Source organism: Clostridium sp. ZBS15 (assembly GCF_023845705.1).
GTDB lineage: Bacteria > Bacillota > Clostridia > Clostridiales > Clostridiaceae > Clostridium > Clostridium aquiflavi.
Map to the genome: position 1 here is coordinate 79,202 of NZ_JAMQHY010000004.1, position 24,207 is coordinate 103,408.

20 protein-coding genes are annotated in these 24,207 nt (G+C 28.0%); 7 read left to right on the plus strand and 13 right to left on the minus strand.

Annotated elements, in window-relative coordinates; genetic code table 11:
• Positions 1–158 precede the first annotated feature (158 nt).
• The 3 genes from NG904_RS02475 to NG904_RS02485 all read left to right on the plus strand — a co-directional run bounded on the left by NG904_RS02475 (position 159) and on the right by NG904_RS02485 (position 2,329).
• On the plus strand, positions 159–1,349 hold the full coding sequence (locus tag NG904_RS02475) for a class I SAM-dependent rRNA methyltransferase (protein WP_252229549.1): 1,191 nt from the start codon (positions 159–161) through the stop codon (positions 1,347–1,349).
• A gap of 168 nt (positions 1,350–1,517) precedes the next feature.
• Positions 1,518–1,799 carry a hypothetical protein gene (locus tag NG904_RS02480; RefSeq protein WP_252229551.1) on the plus strand — a complete coding sequence of 94 codons (282 nt, stop codon included), beginning with the start codon at positions 1,518–1,520 and terminating at the stop codon, positions 1,797–1,799.
• Positions 1,800–1,870: 71 nt separating this feature from the next.
• On the plus strand, positions 1,871–2,329 hold the full coding sequence (locus tag NG904_RS02485; protein WP_252229553.1) for a DUF3990 domain-containing protein: 459 nt from the start codon (positions 1,871–1,873) through the stop codon (positions 2,327–2,329).
• Positions 2,330–2,382: 53 nt separating this feature from the next.
• Here NG904_RS02485 and NG904_RS02490 read toward each other — a convergent pair whose 3' ends face one another.
• The 3 genes from NG904_RS02490 to NG904_RS02500 form a co-directional block, all read right to left on the minus strand.
• The gene (locus NG904_RS02490) at positions 2,383–3,111 is read right to left on the minus strand and encodes a 2-phosphosulfolactate phosphatase family protein (protein ID WP_252229555.1); all 729 of its coding nucleotides are present in this window, start codon (positions 3,109–3,111) and stop codon (positions 2,383–2,385) included.
• Positions 3,112–4,050, minus strand: coding sequence for a tRNA modification radical SAM protein MnmL/YtqA (gene mnmL / locus NG904_RS02495; RefSeq protein WP_252229557.1), 939 nt, complete (start codon positions 4,048–4,050; stop codon positions 3,112–3,114).
• Positions 4,051–4,170: 120 nt separating this feature from the next.
• Complete coding sequence (locus tag NG904_RS02500; RefSeq protein ID WP_252215728.1) at positions 4,171–5,241, minus strand: hypothetical protein; 1,071 nt, start codon at positions 5,239–5,241, stop codon at positions 4,171–4,173.
• A gap of 134 nt (positions 5,242–5,375) precedes the next feature.
• Here NG904_RS02500 and NG904_RS02505 point away from each other — a divergent pair, with 134 nt between their 5' ends.
• Positions 5,376–6,434 (plus strand): YkvI family membrane protein, encoded by a 1,059-nt coding sequence (locus NG904_RS02505; RefSeq protein ID WP_205449068.1) that lies wholly within the window; start codon positions 5,376–5,378, stop codon positions 6,432–6,434.
• A 178-nt stretch (positions 6,435–6,612) separates the two neighbouring features.
• Positions 6,613–7,518 (plus strand): radical SAM protein, encoded by a 906-nt coding sequence (locus NG904_RS02510; protein ID WP_252229559.1) that lies wholly within the window; start codon positions 6,613–6,615, stop codon positions 7,516–7,518.
• A 40-nt stretch (positions 7,519–7,558) separates the two neighbouring features.
• Here NG904_RS02510 and NG904_RS02515 read toward each other — a convergent pair whose 3' ends face one another.
• The 6 genes from NG904_RS02515 to murI form a co-directional block, all read right to left on the minus strand.
• Entirely contained in the window at positions 7,559–8,890 is a 1,332-nt protein-coding gene (locus NG904_RS02515; RefSeq protein WP_252215734.1) for a peptidoglycan-binding domain-containing protein, read from the minus strand.
• Between the two features lie 92 nt (positions 8,891–8,982).
• Entirely contained in the window at positions 8,983–10,803 is a 1,821-nt protein-coding gene (locus NG904_RS02520; protein ID WP_502801451.1) for a S8 family peptidase, read from the minus strand.
• A 99-nt stretch (positions 10,804–10,902) separates the two neighbouring features.
• Positions 10,903–11,571, minus strand: coding sequence for a helix-turn-helix domain-containing protein (locus tag NG904_RS02525; RefSeq protein WP_252229561.1), 669 nt, complete (start codon positions 11,569–11,571; stop codon positions 10,903–10,905).
• Position 11,572: 1 nt separating this feature from the next.
• Complete coding sequence (locus NG904_RS02530; protein ID WP_252215739.1) at positions 11,573–11,941, minus strand: DUF3783 domain-containing protein; 369 nt, start codon at positions 11,939–11,941, stop codon at positions 11,573–11,575.
• A 128-nt stretch (positions 11,942–12,069) separates the two neighbouring features.
• Positions 12,070–12,594, minus strand: coding sequence for a peptidylprolyl isomerase (locus NG904_RS02535; RefSeq protein ID WP_205449062.1), 525 nt, complete (start codon positions 12,592–12,594; stop codon positions 12,070–12,072).
• A 138-nt stretch (positions 12,595–12,732) separates the two neighbouring features.
• Positions 12,733–13,509, minus strand: coding sequence for a glutamate racemase (gene murI / locus NG904_RS02540; RefSeq protein ID WP_252224197.1), 777 nt, complete (start codon positions 13,507–13,509; stop codon positions 12,733–12,735).
• A gap of 316 nt (positions 13,510–13,825) precedes the next feature.
• On the opposite strand from murI, the gene NG904_RS02545 reads away from it, so the two are divergent.
• Together NG904_RS02545 and NG904_RS02550 are read left to right on the plus strand one after the other, a co-directional pair.
• Entirely contained in the window at positions 13,826–15,718 is a 1,893-nt protein-coding gene (locus NG904_RS02545; RefSeq protein WP_252215744.1) for a type I glutamate--ammonia ligase, read from the plus strand.
• Between the two features lie 256 nt (positions 15,719–15,974).
• On the plus strand, positions 15,975–17,084 hold the full coding sequence (locus tag NG904_RS02550) for an HD-GYP domain-containing protein (protein WP_252229564.1): 1,110 nt from the start codon (positions 15,975–15,977) through the stop codon (positions 17,082–17,084).
• Between the two features lie 48 nt (positions 17,085–17,132).
• Here the strand turns inward: NG904_RS02550 and carB are convergent, their stop codons facing one another.
• From carB to NG904_RS02570, 4 genes are all read right to left on the minus strand, one after another.
• Complete coding sequence (carB, locus tag NG904_RS02555) at positions 17,133–20,342, minus strand: carbamoyl-phosphate synthase large subunit (RefSeq protein WP_252229566.1); 3,210 nt, start codon at positions 20,340–20,342, stop codon at positions 17,133–17,135.
• A 14-nt stretch (positions 20,343–20,356) separates the two neighbouring features.
• Positions 20,357–21,406: a glutamine-hydrolyzing carbamoyl-phosphate synthase small subunit gene (carA, locus tag NG904_RS02560; protein ID WP_252229568.1), complete on the minus strand. Its 1,050-nt coding sequence runs from the start codon at positions 21,404–21,406 to the stop codon at positions 20,357–20,359.
• Positions 21,407–21,771: 365 nt separating this feature from the next.
• Positions 21,772–23,229, minus strand: coding sequence for a methyl-accepting chemotaxis protein (locus NG904_RS02565; RefSeq protein ID WP_252215770.1), 1,458 nt, complete (start codon positions 23,227–23,229; stop codon positions 21,772–21,774).
• 83 nt (positions 23,230–23,312) lie between these two features.
• Positions 23,313–24,125 (minus strand): HAD family hydrolase, encoded by an 813-nt coding sequence (locus NG904_RS02570; RefSeq protein ID WP_252215772.1) that lies wholly within the window; start codon positions 24,123–24,125, stop codon positions 23,313–23,315.
• Between the last annotated feature and the right edge of the window lie 82 nt (positions 24,126–24,207).

A 24,207-nucleotide genomic window follows, 5' to 3' on the forward strand; every position in this document is an offset into this window, starting at 1 on the left:
GGACTATACTCATTTTAGTATTCCTAAGTTCAATTACTTAGTCCACTTTACTTATGCATATATCAACACTATACTAAAGCATCTTAAAATAATTAAATACTAATTAGACTATTATGTTATAATCATATAATAATTATTTTGGAAGGGGTCTTTTTAATATGGCAAGTAAATTTTATTTACATAAGGGACGTAGCGGTAAAGCTGAACAAGGTCGTCCTTGGGTTTATACTGATGAAATAAATAAATATGATGGTGAATATGAAAATGGTGATATCGTAGAGGTATATAATCATAAGGGTTACTTTATCGGTAAAGGTTACATAAATGATAAAAGTAAAATAACTATCAGAATAATGTCAAGAGATATAAATGAAAATATAGATGAGGAATTCTTCAAAAGCAGATTTAAAACAGCTTTTGAATATAGAAGAAGTATCATTGATGATTCATCTTGTAGAATGATATTTGGAGAAGCTGATTTTCTTCCTGGATTAACAGTTGATAAATTTGAAGATTATTATGTAATTCAAATTTCTACACTTGGGATGGAGCAATATAAGGATTTAATTGTTAAAGTATTAGTTAATGAATATAATGCTAAAGGTGTCTATGAAAGAAGTGACATAGCAACTAGAGAAATAGAAGGTTTAGAACAAACTAGGGGATTTTTAACTGAACCTTTTGATACTAATGTTGAAATTGTTGAAAATGGAGTTAAGTACATAGTTGATCTAGCAAATGGTCAAAAGACTGGATTCTTCTTAGATCAAAAAGAAAATAGAGCTGCTATTCATAGAATATGTAAAGATAAAGACGTATTAGATTGCTTTACTCATACTGGTTCTTTTGCTTTAAATGCTGGTATTGCTGGTGCAAAATCAGTTCTTGGAATAGATGTTTCTCAGCATGCCATAGACTGTGCTAATAAAAATGCCGAATTAAATAATCTTCAAGACACAGTTAAATTTGAATGTCATAATGCTTTCGATGTTCTTCCTGCATGGTCAAGAGAAGAGAAGAAATTTGACGTTGTAATACTTGATCCTCCTGCATTTACAAAGTCTAGAAATACTATTAATGCAGCAAAAAGAGGATATAAGGAAATTAACTTAAGAGGTTTAAAATTAGTTAAACATGGTGGTTATTTTATAACTTGCTCTTGTTCTCATTACATGAATGAAGAACTTTTAAAGAAAACTATTGTAGAAGCTTGCCAAGATGCTAATAAACTTATAAGACAAGTAGAATTTAGAACTCAATCTTGTGATCATCCAATACTTTGGAATTCAGATGAAAGTTACTATTTAAAATTCTTCATATTCCAAGTATTTGATAAAACAAAACTATAAGAGAATGTATCAAAAAAAGGCTGCTATGAAACTAACTTAAAAAGTTAATTTTATAGCAGCTCATTTTTGTTATAAAAATAAACATTTATTTACACCTTTTTTAAATTTATTGAGTTATACTATATATGACCTCACTCAGAAATAATAAATTAAAGAAAGAGGGGTTCTATGGAATTTTTAATAAAGAGAGATTTTTTAGGATTCTTAGTAATTATATTTTTTTTTATATCATTTATATGGGCACTTTTTTTGCAATTAAAAAAAGTCTATTTAGCTTTAGCAAGGAATTCTAAAACAGCTAATAAGCTAATTTTTAAAACTATGTTTTTATTAGCTTTTTGCATTTGCTATGCAATAAGTGTATTTAGCTATTATAATCAGTTACCAAGTAATTTAGCTACAGTACTCGGACTAGCATCTATAATAATATATTTCTTTTTTAATGTTTAAATATCTAGTCATAATACAGAGCTTATAATACTACACTTATTTTGTTATAATAAAAAAAAGGGAGTGAGTATATGGAACGTAAAATAATATACCATGGTAGCTATATGAAAATTGAATTTCCTGAAATTCGTAAACATAGATTTACTAAAGATTTCTCTTGGGGCTTTTACTGCACCGAAATTAAAGAACAAGCAGAGAAGTGGTCTAGTAAGTTCAATACTTCCATAGTAAATCTGTATGAGCTTAGGGACTCTGAATCTTTGAATATAAAGAAATTTAACGAATACAATGAAGAATGGCTGGATTTTGTAGTAGGTTGTCGTAGTGGAGAAACACATACTTACGATATAGTGATTGGGCCAATGGCTGATGATACCATATATGACTATATAGATGCGTACACACAAGGACAAATGAATAAACAAAAGTTCTTTGAACTGATGAAATTTAAGTACCCTACAAATCAAATAAGTTTTCATACAATTAAAGCATTAGACCATATTAACTTTATTGAAAGTTATCAGATTTAATGCTTTAATTTACATTAAAAAAAATAATAAGTAAATATACCAATGTCATTTAGTTAACAAATGACATTGGGTTTAATTATCTTATCTCCATCATAAATCGGAACCACATCTATTATGCTTTTCTTTATGCAATATTCTATATCATTATCTAATTTTAAAGATCTCATAACTGAATAATGTCTAGCTTCTTTAACATAATTTATAATATCTTTGTTGCTTTCATAAATCATATTTGAAGTCTTAGCTATATCTGTAAGTTCTATATTGCTTTTTTCTTTTAACATAGTATTAATTATATATCCTCCACAAATATAATCATCCATAGAGAATTCTCCATTAGTTCCTGCATTAACTATGACAATATCATCATTAAGTTCTAATAATTTTTTAGCTACAGCTTCTGCATTTATCATTGCTGCTATAATAATCTTTTTGCCTGGTAAACATTTAGTTAATGCTCTAGTTCCATTGGTAGTGGTCATTAAAACTGTTTTATTTTTAACCACTTCTTCTGTATATTCTAATGGTGAATTACTTAAATCAAAGCCTTCTATTTTAACGGCTCTTCTTTCTCCACCTAATATAACTTCACTCTTATCATATTTCTTGGCTTCTTCAAGTGTTTCTTCTACAGTTAAATATGGTATAACTTTTTGACATCCATTATTAATTGCAGTTGTTATAACTGAAGTTGCTCTAAACATATCTATTACAACAACAACCTTATCTTTTACAATATCATCAGTTATGTAATCTGCTGAAATTACAACATCTACTTTCATTTAAATATCCCCCATATCAAAATTCTTGCCCTGATATATATCATTATCTTCTAATGTTTTATCTATTGAATTTAATACTTCCCACTTTTTTAAACTCCACATAGGACCTATAAGTAAATCCCTAGGTGCATCACCAGTTAATCTGTGTACCACCATTTCTTTAGGTAACATAGAAACTGCCCTGCAAATTAATTTTATATACTCTTCTTGTGATAAGAATTGCAACTCACCATTTTCATATAACTCAACCATTTTAGTATCTTTCATTAAATGCAATAAATGAAGCTTAATTCCCTGAGCTCCAGAATGAGCAATATAATCTATAGTTTTTAACATATCATCTTGACTTTCACCAGGCAATCCTAATATAGAATGTACAACAACATCTATATTTCTTTCCTTAAGTCTAGCCATTGCATCATCAAATACTTTTAAATCATATCCTCTATTTATTTTCTTAGCTACATCATCATTTATAGTTTGTAGACCAAGTTCAACCCATACATATAATTTCTTACTTAGTTCTTCTATTAAATCTAATACTTCATCGTCTAAGCAATCTGGTCTAGTTGCTATTGATAATGCTACAACACCTTCTTGATTTATAGCTTCTTCATACTTTTTCCTTAGCTCATCTACTGGAGCATATGTATTTGTGTATGCTTGAAAGTATGCTATATACTTACCACTTTTCCATTTGTTAGCCATCATAGTTTTTACATTATTAAATTGATTAGTAATAGAAAAATTCCTACTTCCTGCATAATCTCCAGAGCCTCTGGCACTACAGAATACGCATCCACCTTTGCTTACTTTTCCGTCTCTATTAGGACATGAAAAGCCACCATCTAAAGATATTTTAAATACCTTTTCTCCAAATTTTTCTCTCAAAAAATAATTTAAACTATGATATCTCTTTCCATTCCAAGAATTATTCATTTTGCCTCCTAAATTTCATCTATACACATTTATAAGATATTTTTTAATGTATTTGTATTATAGTATAATGACGTGGTGGCATTATACTATAATATCAAATTATTCCTTAAAAAATATACTCTACTTTTTATCTATTGTAGACTTATTTATATTTATTACATACATTCCTGTTAAGTCTTCTTTTTTTTCAGAAACTCCTTCTAATAATGTGACTCTAACAGTAATCTCTTCTTCATTAACAAACATAACCCTTACATTATATTTGTCTGTTGGAAATTTACTTTTTATATCTAATGATGATTCTTTTCCACTTTCTACATTAAATATTTTTAGTCCTGTTCCCTCATTAGAATTCTTATAAGACACTACCAAATTATCTTCGGCTGCACTAAATACTATTCTTTCTATTTGGCAATCATTTAATATCCCAAAATTCATAACTTTATCAGTTTGAACTTTTTCTATTGCATTACTTTTATTATCAGATTTATTTTTAGTATCGTCTTGATTACTTCCTATTGTAGTAACTGACTTATCATCTTTTATGTATAATATTCCAATAAAACTATCTTTTCCATTAGTTGTTGAGTATGCTACCTTATTGCTAGAATAACTTAAACCACAACTAGAAAACTTATCACTTGGAATATCTACTCTTTCTAATGGATTATCTCCTTTATTATATACCTGTTTAGGAATATCTGAAAGTTTTAAAATAAGCTTACTTTCTCCTGCTCCTGAAGTTTGCAATCTTAGTTCACTTTCTCTTTCATACACTTCTGATTCTTCACTAGCGCTTAAATTATTTATTTTGTATTCATCATTTTCTTTTATAACGTCTATGTTGTATTTATCTAAATTATTATTAGGAGAATAGTCTTCGCCTCTAAGCACATCAAATATTATAGACATCTTATCTCCACCATCTACGCTCTTATTTGTTTTAAATACTTGTATTTTAGAATTTCCTAAATCATTTATCTTTGAAGCTGAAGCAAAATCTTTAGTACAAAATTTTTTTGCTTCCTCAAAATTTTCATTTTGTATCTCCATTAAGTATTTTTGAGCAGTTTCAATAGCTTTCTTGCTATCATATAAATCTATCTTTTCATTATTTGAAGTTTGATTACTGCATCCTATGGATATAAAAATCATCATCATAGACATTATTATTAAAATTATCTTTTTCAAAATTAAATACCTCCTTTATTTAGCTCTTTATTTATTTTTCCTAAGAAATGTAGTGTTATACGAGTAATTTAAGAATAAAAGATAAGTTTACATTATATACTTATTAGTGAAAATATTGTTAAGGAGAATTTGAATTGAAGAAGAGTTTTGTTAATATATTTCAAGTTGCAGTAGTTTTCATAGGTACTATTGTTGGAGCTGGATTAGCTTCAGGAAAAGAAATCACTGAATTTTTTACATCTTTTGGACTAAAAAGTTTTTTTGGCATTATAGTCTGTGGAATATTTTATATTGTAATTGGATGTATAATTGCCAAAATAAGCATTCATTATGAGTTAAATTCTTATAGTGATTTGATTAATGTAATAAGCCCTAATTATTTGGGCAAATTTACAGGTTTTATAACTACTTTATATCTTATTTCAAGTGCCTCTATAATTTTAGCTGGTAGTGGTGCTCTTATAAATCAATTTTTTGGAATTCCTAAATTAGTTGGATCAATAATAATGATTTGTATAGCTGTATTTTTCTTATTAAGAGATACTGATGGATTAATTGCAGTAAATTCATTTATTGTTCCATCTTTAATTTGCACAATAACATTGATTACTATTTTATACTTTGTATTTTCTAGAGATGTCGTCTCTTTAGAGAGCATGAGACAATTTAAACCTGTTAAGAGCGGACTTGCTGTATCAACTATATTATATGCTGGTTATAATACACTTTGTTGTACTGGTGTACTAGTTCCTCTCAGCAATCAAATGAAAAAACCTAAAACTATGTTTATAGGAATTACTCTTGGAGCTATTGGATTAACTTTGCTTTGTTTAGCAATAAATCTTATGTTAACAGTAAATCAACCTTATATATACAAATTTGAAATTCCATTACTTCTTGTTGCAAATAGATTTGGTTGCATAATACAGGCTATATTATTAGTAATTATTTGGCTTGAAATGTTCTCTACTGAAGTTTCAGATGTTTATTCAATAAGTAAAACATTAGAACAAACATTCAGTATAGACTTTAAAAAAGGCATTTTTATAATTTTAGCAATAGCCCTACCAATATCTCAAATTGGATTTAGTAATTTAATAACAAAGTTATATCCGGCTTTTGGAGTATTGAGTTTAGTATTCATACTACAAAGTGTTATATTTTATTTTAAACATAGAAAAGAATTAAAGTAATGTTAATATGTATATAAGTAAAATGGACAGAGTAATTAAACTTAAGGATGCTAATTGCAATGCCACTTTACCTTATTGCATATATCAACATTCATTTAAACATAATTATTAAATAAAATCTCATGATATAATAAACAGTATTAGAATTGTGTTTATATTAAATATCGAGGAGATAATTATGAAATATTCAAGTATGTTAAAAGAATGTACTCTTTGCTATAGAGAGTGTAAAGTTAATAGATTAAATAATGAAATGGGATTTTGTAGAGCTTCTGAAAAGGTTAAAGTTGCAAGAGCTGCCTTACATCTTTGGGAAGAGCCACCTATTTCATCTGGAAAAGGTTCTGGTACTGTATTTTTTTCACATTGTAATTTAAACTGTGTTTTTTGCCAAAACCATGATATAAGTCAAGAATTTAAAGGAATGGATATATCAATAGAAAGACTTGCTGACATATTTTTAGAACTTCAAGAAAAAGGAGCTAATAACATAAATTTAGTTACTCCAACTCATTATGTACCACAGATCATTGAAGCTCTAGAACTTTCTAAATCTAAAAGATTAAAGATACCTATACTATATAATACAAACACTTATGATTCACTTGATACAATTAAAGCTTTAGATGGATATATTGATGTATATCTTCCTGATTTTAAATATTTCAATAATAAATATTCTACTAAATATTCTAAAGCTAGTGATTATAGTATAAATGCCATAAAAATTATAGATGAAATGGTAAGACAAACTGGTGAAGTTAAATTCGATTCAACATCTCATATTACTAAAGGTGTTATTGTTAGACACTTACTTCTTCCAGGCTTACTTTTTGATTCAAAGAAAATTGTAGATTTACTATTTAACAGATACAAAGATAATATCTATATTAGCCTAATGAATCAATATACACCTATGTTTAAAGCTTGTGATTATCCTGAAATAAATAAACCTCTAAATCCAAAGCATTATGATAGTTTAATTGATTATGCCGTAAATATTGGTTTGAAAAATGGCTTTATACAAGATCAAGGAACTAACACAACAGATTTTGTTCCATCTTTTAATGGTGAGGGAATATAAAAAAGTAATGCTTCAAATAATTTGAGGCATTACCTTTTTTCTATACAAAGTAATTAAAATTTGGAATTTCTCTATTTGCTTGCTCAATAGTCATTGGTGGAACAAATATCCTTTGATTAGAGCTATCACATCTAAGTTCAGCTATTCTTGTAACTCCTACATATACATCTGATATCTTATACCAAGTAGCATAATCAACTACCCCTGTTTGTGGTAAATTAAAGATTCCTTGAAATACTTTAACTGCTTCTTCAGTTTTAGGTCCAAATGCACCATCTTCTGCAACTTTAGGAATAAGAGGATAATTTCTAGATATTCTATTTAATTGATTTTGTATTGTTTTAACAGGTTCTCCAACTGATCCAATAGTCAAATCATAATCTGGATATGATTTTGGACTTCCTTCAACTTTTTCTGCTGTTACAAGCTCAATATCACTTCCATAGTAATACTTCAATATTTCATATGGTGGTTTTCCTTGAGAACCTAAACTTTGGCTTCCCCATTGACTTAGCCATTCTGGACAAGTCACACTTTTACCATCACAATATTGTGTTAAAAGTGGTTGTTTTTTCCCCATTCTTCTAATATAAGTAGAAAATATCTCATCAACTATTACACTTATGGTATCATAAATATTTCTTCCATAATTAAAAGCATGATCATAAGCAGTAGAACTTGTAATATCGAAATTTTTTCCCTTTCCTCTATACCATTCTGTATATATTCTATTTAAAGTAAATGAAATTATACAAAATATATTTGCTCTTATTGCATTACCAGACCATGTAGAATATATTTCACAAGATGCAACATTTTTTATATACTCTTTAAATGGTACTTTATAATTAGGTGCAGAGGTATCATTAGGACCTCCTTGATGTACTATTATATATTCTGGCACTACCGGTTGTGCCAATACAACTCCTGAACTTGGAGGTGGTAATTTTTTTTCCTCTTCTTCAGGAATTTTAGGTGGAAAATTTCCATTAAGAGTATTGGGTTGAATATTAATAACCTCATTTTGTCTTGATGCACTTTTACGTTCAACTAAATTACATCTTTGATAAGCAACCTCTTCAGAAAATATTTGACATCCATTTATTATCAATGTCTCGAAACCATCTCTTTCAACTAAAATATCATAAACACTATAAGGAATTTTATTACTATTTTCATCTAAAGAATATTCGATAGGAGGAGCATCTAAATCTATTTGATCAGTTAATCCAATTGAATTTGTAACTAAATCTATAGTCGATGGATTATTTTCATTCAAAGAACCTTCTTTTACACTGATTTTAGCATTATCTACAGGGATATAATTATCCCCACTAAAACACTGAATTCTTAAACTACCTTTATCTGCCATAACTATAACTCCTTAATATTTTTTCCTACGAATACTATATGAAATAAAGCACCAATTAGTTCCTATATCTTATTATTTAAATAATTACATAATCAATTATTAGGAAGTCTAACAAATAAATTTCCTACATAAAATTCACCACTTATATCTCTGACTCTATAATTTCTAGATAATATTTGATTTATTGTATTTTCAATATCATAAAGGGTATCATAAGCACAAATTGTTCCATATCCCCAAAGTGGATTTGGATATTCTATATCAGTTCTTGCTCTATTAGAACCTCTTACCAAATAGTACTTTAATCTTTGTCCAAATAAGTACGGATCATTTCCCTTTACTATTCCCCATTCCATAATTAATGCACAAATTCCCGATACCTGAGGTGCTGCCATTGAGGTTCCTGTCTTAGAATCATAACTTCCATTTGGTACAGGACCTAATATTCCTACACCTGGGGCAACAAGATCAGGTCTTATCAAATTACTTTGAACTTGTGCTCCTCTTCCACTAAATGAAGATAATGTATTCGTAAGTGAATTATAACTTCCTACAGCTATAATATTTTCTACAGTTGCTGGTATTCCTAATGTATTATAATTTATAGGCTCTAAAAATTTAGTTTGAGGATTTAACCCTTCAGATATTGGAAGCCACATTGAAAATGATCCCTTATAGTTATTACTAGTAGTAATTTGTATTTTCCACACACCAGGAATTAAATAATCTGATGCTATAGAAGATATTATTATTTGAATTTCACTATTCAATTCAAATGGTTTTGGTCCAGATACGTATATATCATACCTATCACGCCCTATACCTCCATGAAAGTATCCTTCTTGCATATTTATATTTCCACTACTTTGACCAGTTGGTGATATTACATTTAAAGATATATCTGGAAGTATTGATTTATATAAATTTATAACCACAGTGCTTTCATCACTGGCAATATTGAAAGCTTTAGTTTGAATTTCTTCTAATTCACCACCTGTATAGTGTGCTGCATCACCTTCATTTCCTGCTGCTATAACTATAGTTACTCTTTCTAAATTAGATACTGTACTAATATATTGTTCTAATAAACTACTTCCATTATGTGCTCCATTATTAGTGCTCAAGCTAAGATTAATAACTAAAGGCATATTAGTTTCTTTACTTTTGTCTATTAAAAATTTTATTCCTTGCATTATTTGAGAACTTAATATCCAAGTACCTCTTGCTGCTTTTACCATAGCTATAGATGATTCTGGTGCTGCACCTTTATATATATCGCTAATATTGCCACCACCACAAGCTATTCCTGCAACATGAGTTCCGTGACCTGTATTATCTAAAACCGGAACAATTGAATATGGATCAGTTGATTCTATAGCTTTGTTTATTAATTCTTTGTCATAAATTTTTTTTTCAAAACTTAAATCATATATATATTCTATTCTAGTCTTACCATTAGAATCCATAAATGCTGGATGCATATAATCTATTCCTGAATCAACAAATCCTACTAATGTACCTTTTCCATATACTTCATAAGTTGATACAGCTTGAGGCACACAAGTTGCTCTATTTCCTTCACTGTCTGCTGCATATAAGTTCTTTGGTAACTCTATATACTGAATGCTATTACTTGTTGCCAATTTAACTAAATTTTTTAGTGGCAAATTAATTAGTCCAAAGTTAAATCCTAAATCTTGAAATTCACCCTCTAATTCTTTAGCTAATACTGCTACATTTTCAGCTGTATCTCTATATAAAATAACAAGCTCAATTACTTCACCCAATTCTCCCGAAAAAAATTTTGTATTTATTCTATTTAATATATCTTGTGGTACATTAGTTAACAATCCAATAGCAGCATCAAGTTTAGATGATATTCTGTTAGATTCTGTAATTTCTATTTTAATCAACCCCAACTATTTTTATATAATAAGTTTATGCCTATAAATTTATTAATTGACTAAAAAAAAGTAGTTATATACTTTTACGTATATAGCTACTTAATAAAACTACAGTTTTATTTCTATTCTTTCTAATTTTGCAATTATATTTATCTCTTTTATTTCAGTTGTTTCTGTAAGTAAACTACCACCATTGCTAATTAATAGAACTTTGGAATTTCCAAGACTTCTTATTTGTCTTATCTTTCTCTCACCTTTATGATCAATTAAGAAAATACCATTATTGCTAAATTCTTTAACCATATGTGCAAAAGCTAAATCTCCCTTTAAAATTCTAAATCCAGACATATCATCGTTTTCTATTTGAAGATAAAGTACCTTATCTTGTGGATATCCTTCAACTTTATTAGAATGAACAGTTAATTCTCTTGTACCTTTAGTGTTAGATAATGAATAATTGTATATAGGTACATTTTTTATGACTGAAGCAAATGCATCAGTCCATACTTCTGATTTTTCTACATTAGTATTAACTGATTTTTTTAAAGTTTCTTTTTCTTTCATCAATTCTTCATCAGTAACAACCATATTTATATCATTCAAATCAGTTTTTAAGAATTTAGATACTCTTTCTATAAATGCTTCATTAGCTACTTTTCTTCCTAATTCAATGTCATTTATATACTTTTCTGCTACACCGAGCTTTTTACCTAATACCTTCGCTGATAATCCATTCTTTTCTCTTGCTTGTTTTATTTTTTCTCCTACACGGCTCACGTTATTCTCTCCCCTTTTGTTCCGCTTTATGCCATTCTCTTTCTTCAATTAAGTGTTCCAATAAATATTTAAGTGACCAATTACAAGAAACTGGCGTAGTTACAGCTAGTACTCCATCACTTGTAAATCCTCTTATATATTTTATCGCGCCCTTTAATTCACCTTCTGCAAATTTATTAAATATTATCATCTTTTCTTCCAGCATATCTTCTGGTTCTTCTACTTGTTCTAAGCCTGATATTAAATCTTTTATCTTAACATTGCCCATGTCCTTGTTAATTTTTATAACTTTTCCATAGCGTTGTTTTATTTTATTAATTTCATTATCCTCTAATCCGTATGCTAATATGCACTTAATATTAGGAATCATAATATCACCGCCTTCACTTATATATAAATTTGGCTACATTTTAGTAAAGTGTTGATACATGTATAAATCAATAAATTTAATTACATATATCAACACATATTTAAACTAAAACTTTTTTATTTTATAAACTATTCTTCAATTATTTCTGGTTCTCCATATGTTTCACCTTGAGTATCAACAGTCATCTTTTCAATAACTTGATCTTCATAAGGTCTGTCTTGCATATCTCTTTTTGCTGCAACTATTTCATCTGCAATTTCAATTCCTTCAATAACTTTACCAAATGATGCATATTGACCATCTAAATGAGGCGCATTTGCAACCATAAGGAAGAATTGGCTTCCTGCTGAATCTGGATGCATAGCTCTTGCCATAGATAATACACCTTTGCTATGTTTTAAATCATTTTTGAATCCATTAGATGTGAATTCACCCTTTATACCATATCCTGGGCCACCCATTCCTGTACCTTCTGGACAACCGCCTTGTATCATAAAACCTGGTATTACTCTATGGAATATTAATCCATCATAAAATCCTCTATTAATTAAATCAATAAAATTCTTAACTGTATTTGGAGCTATTTCTGGATATAATTCAGCTTTTATTGTTCCTCCATTTTTCATCTTTATTGTAACAATTGGATTTGCCATAAAAATTCTCCTTTCAAACATTACGATATTTAATATATTTCATATATTTATATAATATAAATATATATTTTCACTTAGTGCAATTTCATAACATATATTATTAGCTAAAATATTTGCATAAATTCATTTATATGCTAATTAAGAAATTTCTATTAATTTTTTAGAAAGTTCTATGGTCTTTTCGCTTCCATTTGAATTTATTATAGTTATACTACCTTGTTTCTCTTCAGTATTCAATAAATTCTTTTCTCCTAACCTTCTTCTTAATTCTTGAGAAGTACCAAGTCCACCATCTATTATAGGTATATCTTTATCAATTACTTTATATAATGTTTCTTTTATAAACGGATAATGAGTACATCCTAAAACAACTACACCTATATCATTATTTTTATATGGATTAAACTTTTCTTTTAAGTATTCTTCTAATTCTTCTCCACTTAGTATACCATGCTCTATAAATTCAACTAATTTAGCACATGGTAATGATACTATATCATAATCTTCACCGTATTTTTCCATTAAAGATTTAAATTTTTTTTCCTTTAAAGTCATAGGTGTAGCCATTATTATTATGTTGCCTTTTCTATTGTACTTAGTTGCTAATTTTAATGCTGGTTCTATACCTATTATAGGAATATTTTTATATTTACTTCTAACTAAATCTATTGCAGCACTAGTTGCAGTATTACAAGCAACTACTATTGCCTTTACATTTTTCTCTAATAATAATTCTACTGCATCAACTGTAAGAGTTTTAACTTCTTCAACAGTTTTAATTCCATAAGGTGCATTTTTAGAATCTCCAAAATATATATAATTTTCATTTGGCATTAAACGAATAGCTTCTTTCATTACACTTAATCCGCCTACCCCTGAATCAAAAAATCCTATAGGCCTATTTTTTTTCTCCAAAGTGTTCACACTCCAATTTTCCTATATTATCTAATAAACATTTTATTACTTTATTAAAAATAAATCTATATTGAATTATTTTTTATGTATAATTTTATTCCATATTCTATTTACAATTATACTATAATTATTAAATTAAAAATTTAGCTTTAAATATATTGACAGTATAGTATACTTGTAATAGAATTTTTATAATTAATAAATACGAATATTTTTATGTTTTATTTATTGTTTGTTCGATATATATCAAAATTAACTCTAAATTGCGAAAGGATGTGAATAGCAACTTACAGAATTATCTGTAACTGCTTATTATATGAATAATTTACTTTATGTTATTAAAAAAGAGAATCATAACGCTAAAGATCTAAATGCAATATTAAATGAAAATAGCCAAATTAAGTTCGTCTCATTTGTTGGTATTGATTTATCTGGTAATGATACTGATGAAAAAATTCCAGTTAAGCTTTTCTTAGAAAATATAGATTCATACTTAAACGGAATTGCTGTTCAAACAGATGGTTCTTCAGTAGTATTGCCTGGTATTGCTACATTGAACAATGCTAAAGTTGATATGATTACTGATCTAGATAGCAAGTGGTTTGTTGATTATAACTTTAACTTTATAGACCATGAGACTAACAGACCTGTAGGTACATTAAGAATACCATGCTTCTTATACCATGATAACAAACCTGTTGATTCTAGACACATTCTTAAAGCATCTGTCTCTGCTGTTAAGGACACTCTATCTAACTTATTTAAAAACAAACCTGAACTTTTAAATATTTATGATATTACCCCTGATGATATAGATGATATAATCGTTACTTCTGCCACTGAATTAGAATTTTGGGTTAAAACACCTAATGAAAATGCTGAAGTAGAAGAATTATCAACGTCTCAAGTACTACATGAACATTATTGGACTAGAACAAAAGGAGCTGTTAGAACAGCACTTGAAGAAACACTTCTTTTAATGGAAAAATATGATTTTGAACCTGAGATGGGTCATAAAGAGGTTGGTGGAGTAAGAGCTAAATTAAATTCATCTGGTAATTTTGATCATGTTATGGAACAAATAGAAATAGATTGGAAGTATTCAGATGCACTTCAATCTGCTGATAATGAGTTATTTGTAAGAATATTAGCTCAAGAAACTTTCAGAAGAAATGGTCTTGAAGTAACATTCATGGCTAAACCAATAGAAGAAGTAGCTGGATCTGGAATGCATACTCATTTAAGTATTAGTTTAAAATTAAAGAACGGAAAAATAATAAACATATTTAATGGTCCTAAAAATCACTTCTTAAGTGTAATAGGATATGGGGCTATAATGGGAATTCTTAAAAACTATGAAGTTATGAATCCATTTATTTCTTCAACAAATAATTCACTTAAGAGATTAAAACCCGGATTTGAAGCACCAGTATGTATAGTAACTTCACTTGGTAAGAGTCCTGAAAATCCATCAAGAAATAGATCTATCTTAGTTGGATTAATTAGGGATTTAGATTCTCCTTTAGCTACTAGATTTGAGCTTAGATCTCCAAATCCACATTCGAATACTTATATTACAATGGCAGTTTCTTATATGTCAATGCTAGATGGTATATTATATGCTGTAAACAAAACAGAAGATGAATTACTTGCTGAATTATCAAAGAAACCAGGTGAAGATGCCGATTATCTTGAAAAAGAAAGAGCTTATAGAAGTGAAGCAGATGTATTTGAAGACTTCTCAGAAGATGAAAGAAATAAATTCTTTGGTATAGCTCCTGCAACTATTTATGAAAATTTATCACAATTAGATAAATACCCTGAAAAAGTTGAAATATTAAAGAAAAATAATGTAATGACATCAGAAATAATAAATAGCTTTAAATTAGCTATATTACAAAGATGGACTACTGAAATTATTCACAGAATAATTAATAATTACATTAATGAAATAAGATCATTTTCATCACTTCATTCATTAGATAAAGCTTTAGACTTAGATGTGTCTAACTGGATGAAAATAAATGATCTAAGAATGTATATAATGAAAGATACTTATACTACTAAAAGTTTATTTACAAGAATTAAGATAGCATTTGTAAGTAAAGATTACGCAAAAGCATCAGAATTATATATTGAACTTGAAGATAAAATGAGACTTCTTAGAAATTTATATTCTTCTTATAGAAAAAATCTTTTAGATATATAAACAAAGTTGTATTTAAATGATACTTAAAATATAAAACTTAATAATCCTAAGTATTTTCTAAATAAAAAATGGGTGATAAAGTTTGTGCTTTTTCGCCCATTTTTTATTGCAAGTTTTGTCTAAATATCCTATATATGATATAATAAAGTGTAATTGTTTAACAAAAAACTTTTTTCTATATTCTGATATAATTATATACTTATTTGAATTTATGGGAATAATATTATATTATAATATTAATTATGAGGTGCTAATCATGCGTTTAATACCAATTGAATGTGTAAAAAAAGACACTATATTAGGTAAAACTATATATGATTCCGAGGGTAGGATTTTGTTAAAAAAGGGTGTAAAATTAACGCAACCTTTAATACAAAAAATCAAGCAGTTAAGTATACTTTCAATATATATAATCGATGAATATAGTGATTATGAAATAGAAGATATAATAAAACCTGAACTACGTCAAAAAGCTATTAGAATTCTTAAAGAAACATTTAATGATATTCAAAGAGTTTCTTCACTTCATAGCTTTGAAAAATGCTCAATTAATAATTATTCAAAACATGAACTAAAATATTTTGAAAATATAAGTACTATCTCAGAAGAATTATTAGATAATATATTATCTAATAAAAATTTATTAATTTCTTTAGTAGATATAAAAAATATGGATAATTATACTTATCAACACTCTGTAAATGTAGCTGTTTTATCTTTAGTTTTAGGAATAAGTTTAAAACTCCCAAAAAGAAAGCTAATTCAATTATGTAGTGGTGCATTGCTTCATGACATAGGTAAAACATTTATAGACAAAGATATACTATTAAAGCCTGGTAAATTAACTTCTGAAGAATTTGATGTTATAAAAAAACATCCTGAAAGAGGATATAATTTTTTAAGCAATTTATATAATATTAATTCTAATAGTAAATTAATAATATTACAGCATCATGAACGAGTAGATGGCTTAGGTTATCCTTTCGGATTAAGTGAAAATAAAATTAATTATATGGCTAAAATAGTAAGCATTGCAGATGTATATGACGCTTTAACGTCTGATAGACCATATAAGCGTGCTATGTATCCTGGTGATGCATTAGAATACATAATGTCTAACTCAGGAACTTTCTTTGATTATGAAATGGTTAAAGTATTTTCTAGAGTTATAATACCGTTCCCAAATGGAACTATAGTATGTTTAAGTAATGGTGATGTTGGCATAGTTGAAGAGACTTTTCCAAATTATCCTCTTAGACCTCAAATAAAAATATTAAAAAGTGATAACAAGAAAATTATTGGATCTCGTATTAATTTATTGACTGAATTGTCAATAGTAATATCGAGTATAAAATATGAAGCATAAAAAAATGTTACAATAATTAAATTGTAACATTTTTTACTTATAACTTATTTATTTAGCTATATCAAATACTTCTAAGTTCTTACTTTTATCAAATTCTTCTAATTCAACATCTGCAATTGCTCTTAGTGTATCTAATGCAGTAATAACTCCTAAATTTCTCTCAACAGCTGCTCTTCTAATTAAGAAACCATCTCTCTTAGAGTCATTACCTTTAGTTGGAGTGTTAACTACTAAATCAACTTCTCTATTTTTAACTATATCTAAAATATTAGGCTTTTCTTCATCTATCTTACGAACTTCTTCTGCATCTATTCCTTCTTCTCTTAATAAATTGCATGTTCCTATTGTTGCTATAAACTTATAACCAACTTTAGCAAGATCCTTAGCTATGGGTAAAAATTCTGCTTTATTATGCTTATTAATTGTTGCGAGTATTTTGCCTTTTTCCTTTGATGGATACATATTAGCACCTACAAAACCTTTATAAAGAGCTTCTTTTAAATTTCTACCTACTCCTAAAACTTCTCCTGTTGATCTCATTTCAGGTCCTAAGCAAACTTCTACATTTGGTAATTTCTGAGTTGAGAATACTGGAACTTTAACTGAAACTAGTTCTGGTTCTTTATATATATCTACTCCATATCCTAAATCATTTAATTTAGCCCCCATCATAACTTGTGTAGCTATATCAACAATTGGTACTTTGCTAACCTTACTTATATAAGGTACCGTTCTTGATGCTCTTGGATTAACTTCAATTACATATAAGTTTCCTTCAAACTCTATGAATTGAATATTTATCATTCCTTTTATTCCTATTGCTAAAGCCAACTTCTTAGTATATTCTAAGATTTTCCCCTTAATTTCATCACAAACATTTTGACTTGGATACATAGTTACACTATCCCCAGAGTGAACTCCTGCTCTTTCTAAATGTTCCATTATGCCTGGTATAAGAATATTTTCCCCATCAGATATAGCATCTACTTCTATTTCTCTACCCATTAAATATTTATCTATAAGTATTGGATTCTTTTTATCTTTTGCAAATGCATTAGTTAAGTAGAAAATTAATTCTTCTTCATCATGAGTTATTTCCATTCCTTGACCACCAATTACATAAGACGGTCTAACAAGTACTGGGAAACCTAATCTTTCTGCTTCTTCCAATCCTTCTTCTACTGACCATATACCTTTACCTTTAGGTCTTGATATATCTAATCTTTCTAATAGTTCATCAAATTTTTCTCTATCTTCTGCCATATCTATTTGATCTGCTGTAGTTCCTAAAGTCCTAATATTTTTTTCCTTTAAGAAATTAGCAAGTTTAATTGCTGTTTGACCACCAAATTGAAGTATTACCCCATATGGATTTTCTTTTTCAATTATATTTAAAACATCTTCTTCTGTTAATGGTTCAAAATATAATTTATCTGATATATCAAAATCAGTACTTACAGTTTCAGGATTATTATTTACTATTATAGTTTCAATATCAAGTTTCTTTAATGCTTTTACACAATGAACTGATGCATAATCGAACTCAATTCCTTGACCTATTCTTATTGGACCTGACCCTATTACTATTACTTTTCTTCTGTTTGATACTTCAACTTCATCATATTGTTCATAAGTAGAATAGTAATATGGTGATAATGCTTCAAATTCTCCTCCACAAGTATCAACCATTTTATATGATGGTTTTATGCTCCAAATATCTCTTAATCTATATATATCTTCTGGACTTACCTTTAACATATCTGCTATTGCTTTATCAGAAAAACCTTTTTTCTTTAAGTTTTGTAACCATTCTTTATCTAAATCTTCTATCTTGCTTAATTTTAATCTTTGTTCTTCTTCAACTATCCATTTAATTTTTTCTAAGAAGAATTTATCTATACCAGTAATTTTATTTATTCTTTCAATCATGTAATCACGTCTTAACATTTCTGCTAAAGCGAATATTCTTTCATCATCTGGTTTCATTACCAACTCTTTAAGTTCTGACATACTATGTTCTTTAAATTTTTTATGATCTAAAGAATATTTTCCTATTTCTAAGCTTCTTATTCCTTTTAAAAATGCTTGCTCAAAATTAGCTCCTATAGCCATTATTTCTCCAGTTGCCATCATCTTAGTTCCAAGCTGCCTATCAGCACCAAAGAATTTATCAAAAGGCCATTTTGGTATTTTTACTACAATATAATCAAGTGTTGGTTCAAAACATGCATATGTCTTTTGAGTTACAGCATTTTTTATTTCATCTAATCCATATCCAAGAGCTATTTTAGCTGCAAGTTTTGCAATAGGATATCCTGTTGCCTTTGATGCTAAAGCTGAACTCCTTGAAACCCTAGGATTAATTTCTATTACTGCATACTCAAAAGTATTTGGATTTAATGAAAACTGTACATTACATCCGCCCTCTATACCTACAGCATTTATTATATTTATAGATGCTGTTCTAAGCATTTGATATTCTTTATCCGAAAGAGTTTGTGATGGTGCAACAACTATACTATCACCTGTATGTATACCCACAGGATCTATGTTTTCCATATTACATACAGTGATGCAATTTCCATAAGAATCTCTCATTACTTCATATTCTATTTCTTTCCAACCCTTAACACTTTTTTCAAGTAAAACTTGACCTATTGTACTTAATTGAAGACCTGATTCTAGTATTGTTCTTAACTCTTCTTCATCATCTGCAATACCGCCACCAGATCCACCTAATGTGTAAGCTGGTCTTACTATAACTGGATATCCAATCTTATTGGCAAAATCTATCCCTGCTTGTAAGTCAGTAACAATTTCACTTTTTATAACTGGTTCTCCTATTCTGTTCATCATATCTCTGAATAATTCTCTATCTTCTCCTTCTTTTATAGATTCAATAGATGTTCCTATTACTTTTACATCATATTTTTCTAAAATGCCTGAATCATGTAATTCTACAGCAAGGTTAAGTCCTGTTTGACCTCCCATTCCTGCAAGTAAACTATCAGGTCTTTCTTTTGCAATAACTTTTTCAATAAATTCTAACGTTAAAGGCTCTAGATATACCTTATCTGCAACTTCTTTATCAGTCATTATTGTTGCTGGGTTAGAATTTATTAAAACAACTTCTATTCCCTCTGATTTTAAAGCTTCACAGGCTTGAGTTCCTGAATAATCAAACTCTGCTGCTTGACCTATAACTATTGGACCTGATCCTATAACTAAAACTCTTTTTATATCTTTATTTAATGGCATTTATCTTCATCCCCCTATAGTGCATATTTTAAAAATTTATCAAATATATATTCGCTATCCTTAGGACCCGCTGATGCCTCTGGATGGAATTGAACTGAGTATATTGGTAAAGTCTTGTGCTTTAATCCTTCTACAGTTCCGTCATTTATATTTACATGAGTTACTTCAACATCTTCTGGTAATGTTTCTACTACATAACCATGATTTTGAGAAGTTATATGAACTATATTTTCTTCTAAATCTTTAACTGGATGATTGCATCCTCTGTGACCAAACTTTAGCTTTGTAGTTTTTCCACCTAAAGTTAATGCTAATAATTGATGTCCTAGACAAATACCTACAATAGGCTTTTTACCTACTATTTTTTTTACATTTTCTATAACAAAATCTAAATCCTCTGGATCTCCAGGTCCATTAGACAAGAATACTAAATCTGGATTAACATTTAAAATTTCTTCTGCACTTGCTGTTGCAGGAAATACTGTTAACTTACAACCTCTTTTTTTGAAATTAGTTATTATATTTTGTTTTATTCCAAAATCCATTATAGCTATATGTTTTCCACTTCCGTTAATTACATACTTTTCTTTAGTAGTAACGTTCTTAACCGCTTCTTTGTTATAAAAACTAGCTATTTTTTCTTTTATAGATTTATCATCTAAATCTTCTAATGCAATGATTCCTCTCATTGTCCCACTATTTCTTAGAACCTTAGTTAAAGCCCTTGTATCAATGTCTTCTAAGCCAATAATCTTTCCTTGCTTTAAGAAGTCTTCTAACTCTAATTCACATCTAAAATTACTTGGTAAATTGCATTTTTCTCTAACAATGAACCCTCTAACCTTTATTGAATCTGATTCCATGTCCTCAAGATTTATACCATAATTCCCTATTAAAGGATAAGTCATAGTTACTATTTGACCATAATAAGATGGATCTGTAAGTACTTCTTGGTATCCTGTCATTCCAGTAGTAAATACTACTTCCCCAATACTTTCTTTTAAATATCCAAAAGCCTTACCTTCAAAAACCATACCATTTTCCAATATAAGCTTTGCTTTCATAATTAATCCTCCTTAATCTATGTTTTAAAATTTATATTTTTATATAAAATAAAAGGATACTAAAGAGACAACCATAAAAGAGAGCTCTTTACTATCCAAACATATTTATCAAGTATACTAATTGCTTTAAACAAAGCTGTATTATTTTTTTCTAACTCATAATATATCATAGAAATAGACTCCTTTCTGGCCTCACTGGACCAATTTAAAGTGTATCTTTAGACAGATATTTATTTATATATATTTACCTTGTTTCTTATTGTAGTTTATCGTACATATACTGTCAAGAAAAATAGATTATTTTTTATTTAAATATATTTACTATTATTTTTGACTATAACAATTTTATAAGAATAATTTACAAACTAATTATTATATACATTCTTGTTTGAAGAATCTAACTCTTTAGCAAGATTTATTATCTTTTTAAAATCATTAATTAAATCAACTGAGAGTTTTTCTGCTTTGCTGTAGATTTCTCTTATAGTATTATCATTAATATTTGATTTTAATCTTGATATTATGTCTCTTCCATAAGAGTGGAATACTTTGTGTTTTTCATCTATTTCATTCCAAATTACTAATATTTTTTCATTTTTAGGCTTCATAGAATAATAGAAATGTCCAAATCCACACTTATGTTCATTTACTTGAAGTGCTGATATTTCTCTATCATTAACAATTTTACTTAAAGTTTGTAGCCAGTTTTGATGAGCTGTAATTGCTTTATTAATTGTTTCTATAAACAAATTATTAGTTATCATATAATATTCATCATTAACTAAAGTACCTATTATTTTAGATGCATTATCTAAATCTTCTTCCATTAAACTTATGGGTTCTATAATGCTTCCTAACGTATTACTTATATCTTTTAATGCTATCGTATCCTCACCTAATTTTTCAATATCCTCATCAAATTTTCTCATACTAGTTGCTACTTCATCCATAGATGTATTTATTTCTTCACTATTAGCTGCAATAGATGTTATTGATTCATTTATATTATTAACACGCTCTCTATTCTCTTTACTTGTTTTAACAACTGAATCTAAATTTTGATTTAACTTTCCTAAAGAATCAACAGTATCATCAACACTAGCATTACTTTTATTAGATGCAGATTCAATATCAGTTATAAAATCAGACATACTATTAGTTAAATTTTTAGTCTCATCAGCTAACTTTCTTATTTCTTCTGCAACTACTGCAAACCCTCGTCCACTTTCTCCAGCTCTTGCAGCTTCTATTGACGCGTTTAAAGCCAAAAGATTAGTTTGTTCTGATATTTCACTTATAGCTTTTATGACATTTTGTACATTTTCTATTACATGAATTAAATTACTCATATCATCTTTCATTCCAATAGAATGAGATATTGCTGTGTCCGAAAAAACCTTTATTTCTAATAATTCATCCTCGCTTCTTTTTATGGAATCTAATAAAGTTGTAGAATTCAATGATAAATCAGATATTGATTGTGTCATATCAGTATGTGCAGCTGTTACTTCTTCTGATGTGCTAGATAATATTTCAGATGTGTTGGACACACTTTCCATTAATTCAGCTATTTCGCCAGTTACATATTCTATCTTTTCTTCTTTATCCTTTAAAGTTAAATCTAAATTACTCATCTGAATAACAGAATTTAAAACTAATCTAGTTATATCTTGAAATTTATCCTTACCACTATTCAATCTCATATGTATTGCTTTAACTTTATCTAAAACATCTCTATCTATTTTTATATTCTCTTTTGGTAATTTTAATCTAGAAATATTATTTATAACTTCACTTATAACCCTATTTTTATTATTAAACATATAAAACCTCTCCTTCTTAATATCCTTATATTAATTATCGTTTTTAATTTATTTCTTTTAACAAAATTTTGTAATTTAAGCTATTATTTTATGATATTATTATTAATCCACTTAATTACATAATCTATTGCATTCTCATCATTACTTGGTGCTATAAATTTCGAATTATTGATTAACCTTTCCGCTCCACTTCTAACGCAAAATCCATAGTCAGCTAATTTAACCATTTCAATATCATTCATATTGTCACCAATGGTTATTAGATTCTGTGATTTTATATTGTATATATCTACTAATTTTTCAATAGCTTTTCCTTTGGAAGTATTATTAGGTACTATTTCTAAATATCTAGCACCACTTCTTATTATATTTCCGTTACCATAATTCCTTATAAAGTTTTCTTCAAGTACATCTATTTCCTCTTCTTCTCCCACAATAAGAACCTTTGTCCATTTTTTATTCCAAACCTCTGTAGGTAAATTATATATAACTTCATATCCTAGTTTTGAAAATCTATCTGTATATTTACATGAAGAATAAATATATACTTTTTCCTCAGAATACACCTCAATTCCAAGAGTAGGATTATCATTTTTTACTAAAGTAATTGTATTTTTTCTCTCATCTTCTATAAACTTTTCATAAATAACTCTATTATTTTTATAATCATATATTTTTGCTCCATTATACAATATCACTGGTAAAGTAACATTTATATCATTTAAAAATCTCCCAGCTGATGCCACTATTCTTCCAGTAGCTAAAGTAAAGTTTCCACCCTTACTTATAAAATAATCTATTGCTTTTTTATTTTCATAAGATAACTTACCATCACTATCTAATAATGTTCCATCCATATCTGAAATTAACAAACATCCATAAAAAAATTTCTCCATAATTTCCCCCTAATTACTACTTGCTATTAAAAAACATATTAATGTTGATATCTGCATAAGTAAAGTGGACTGAGTAATTAAA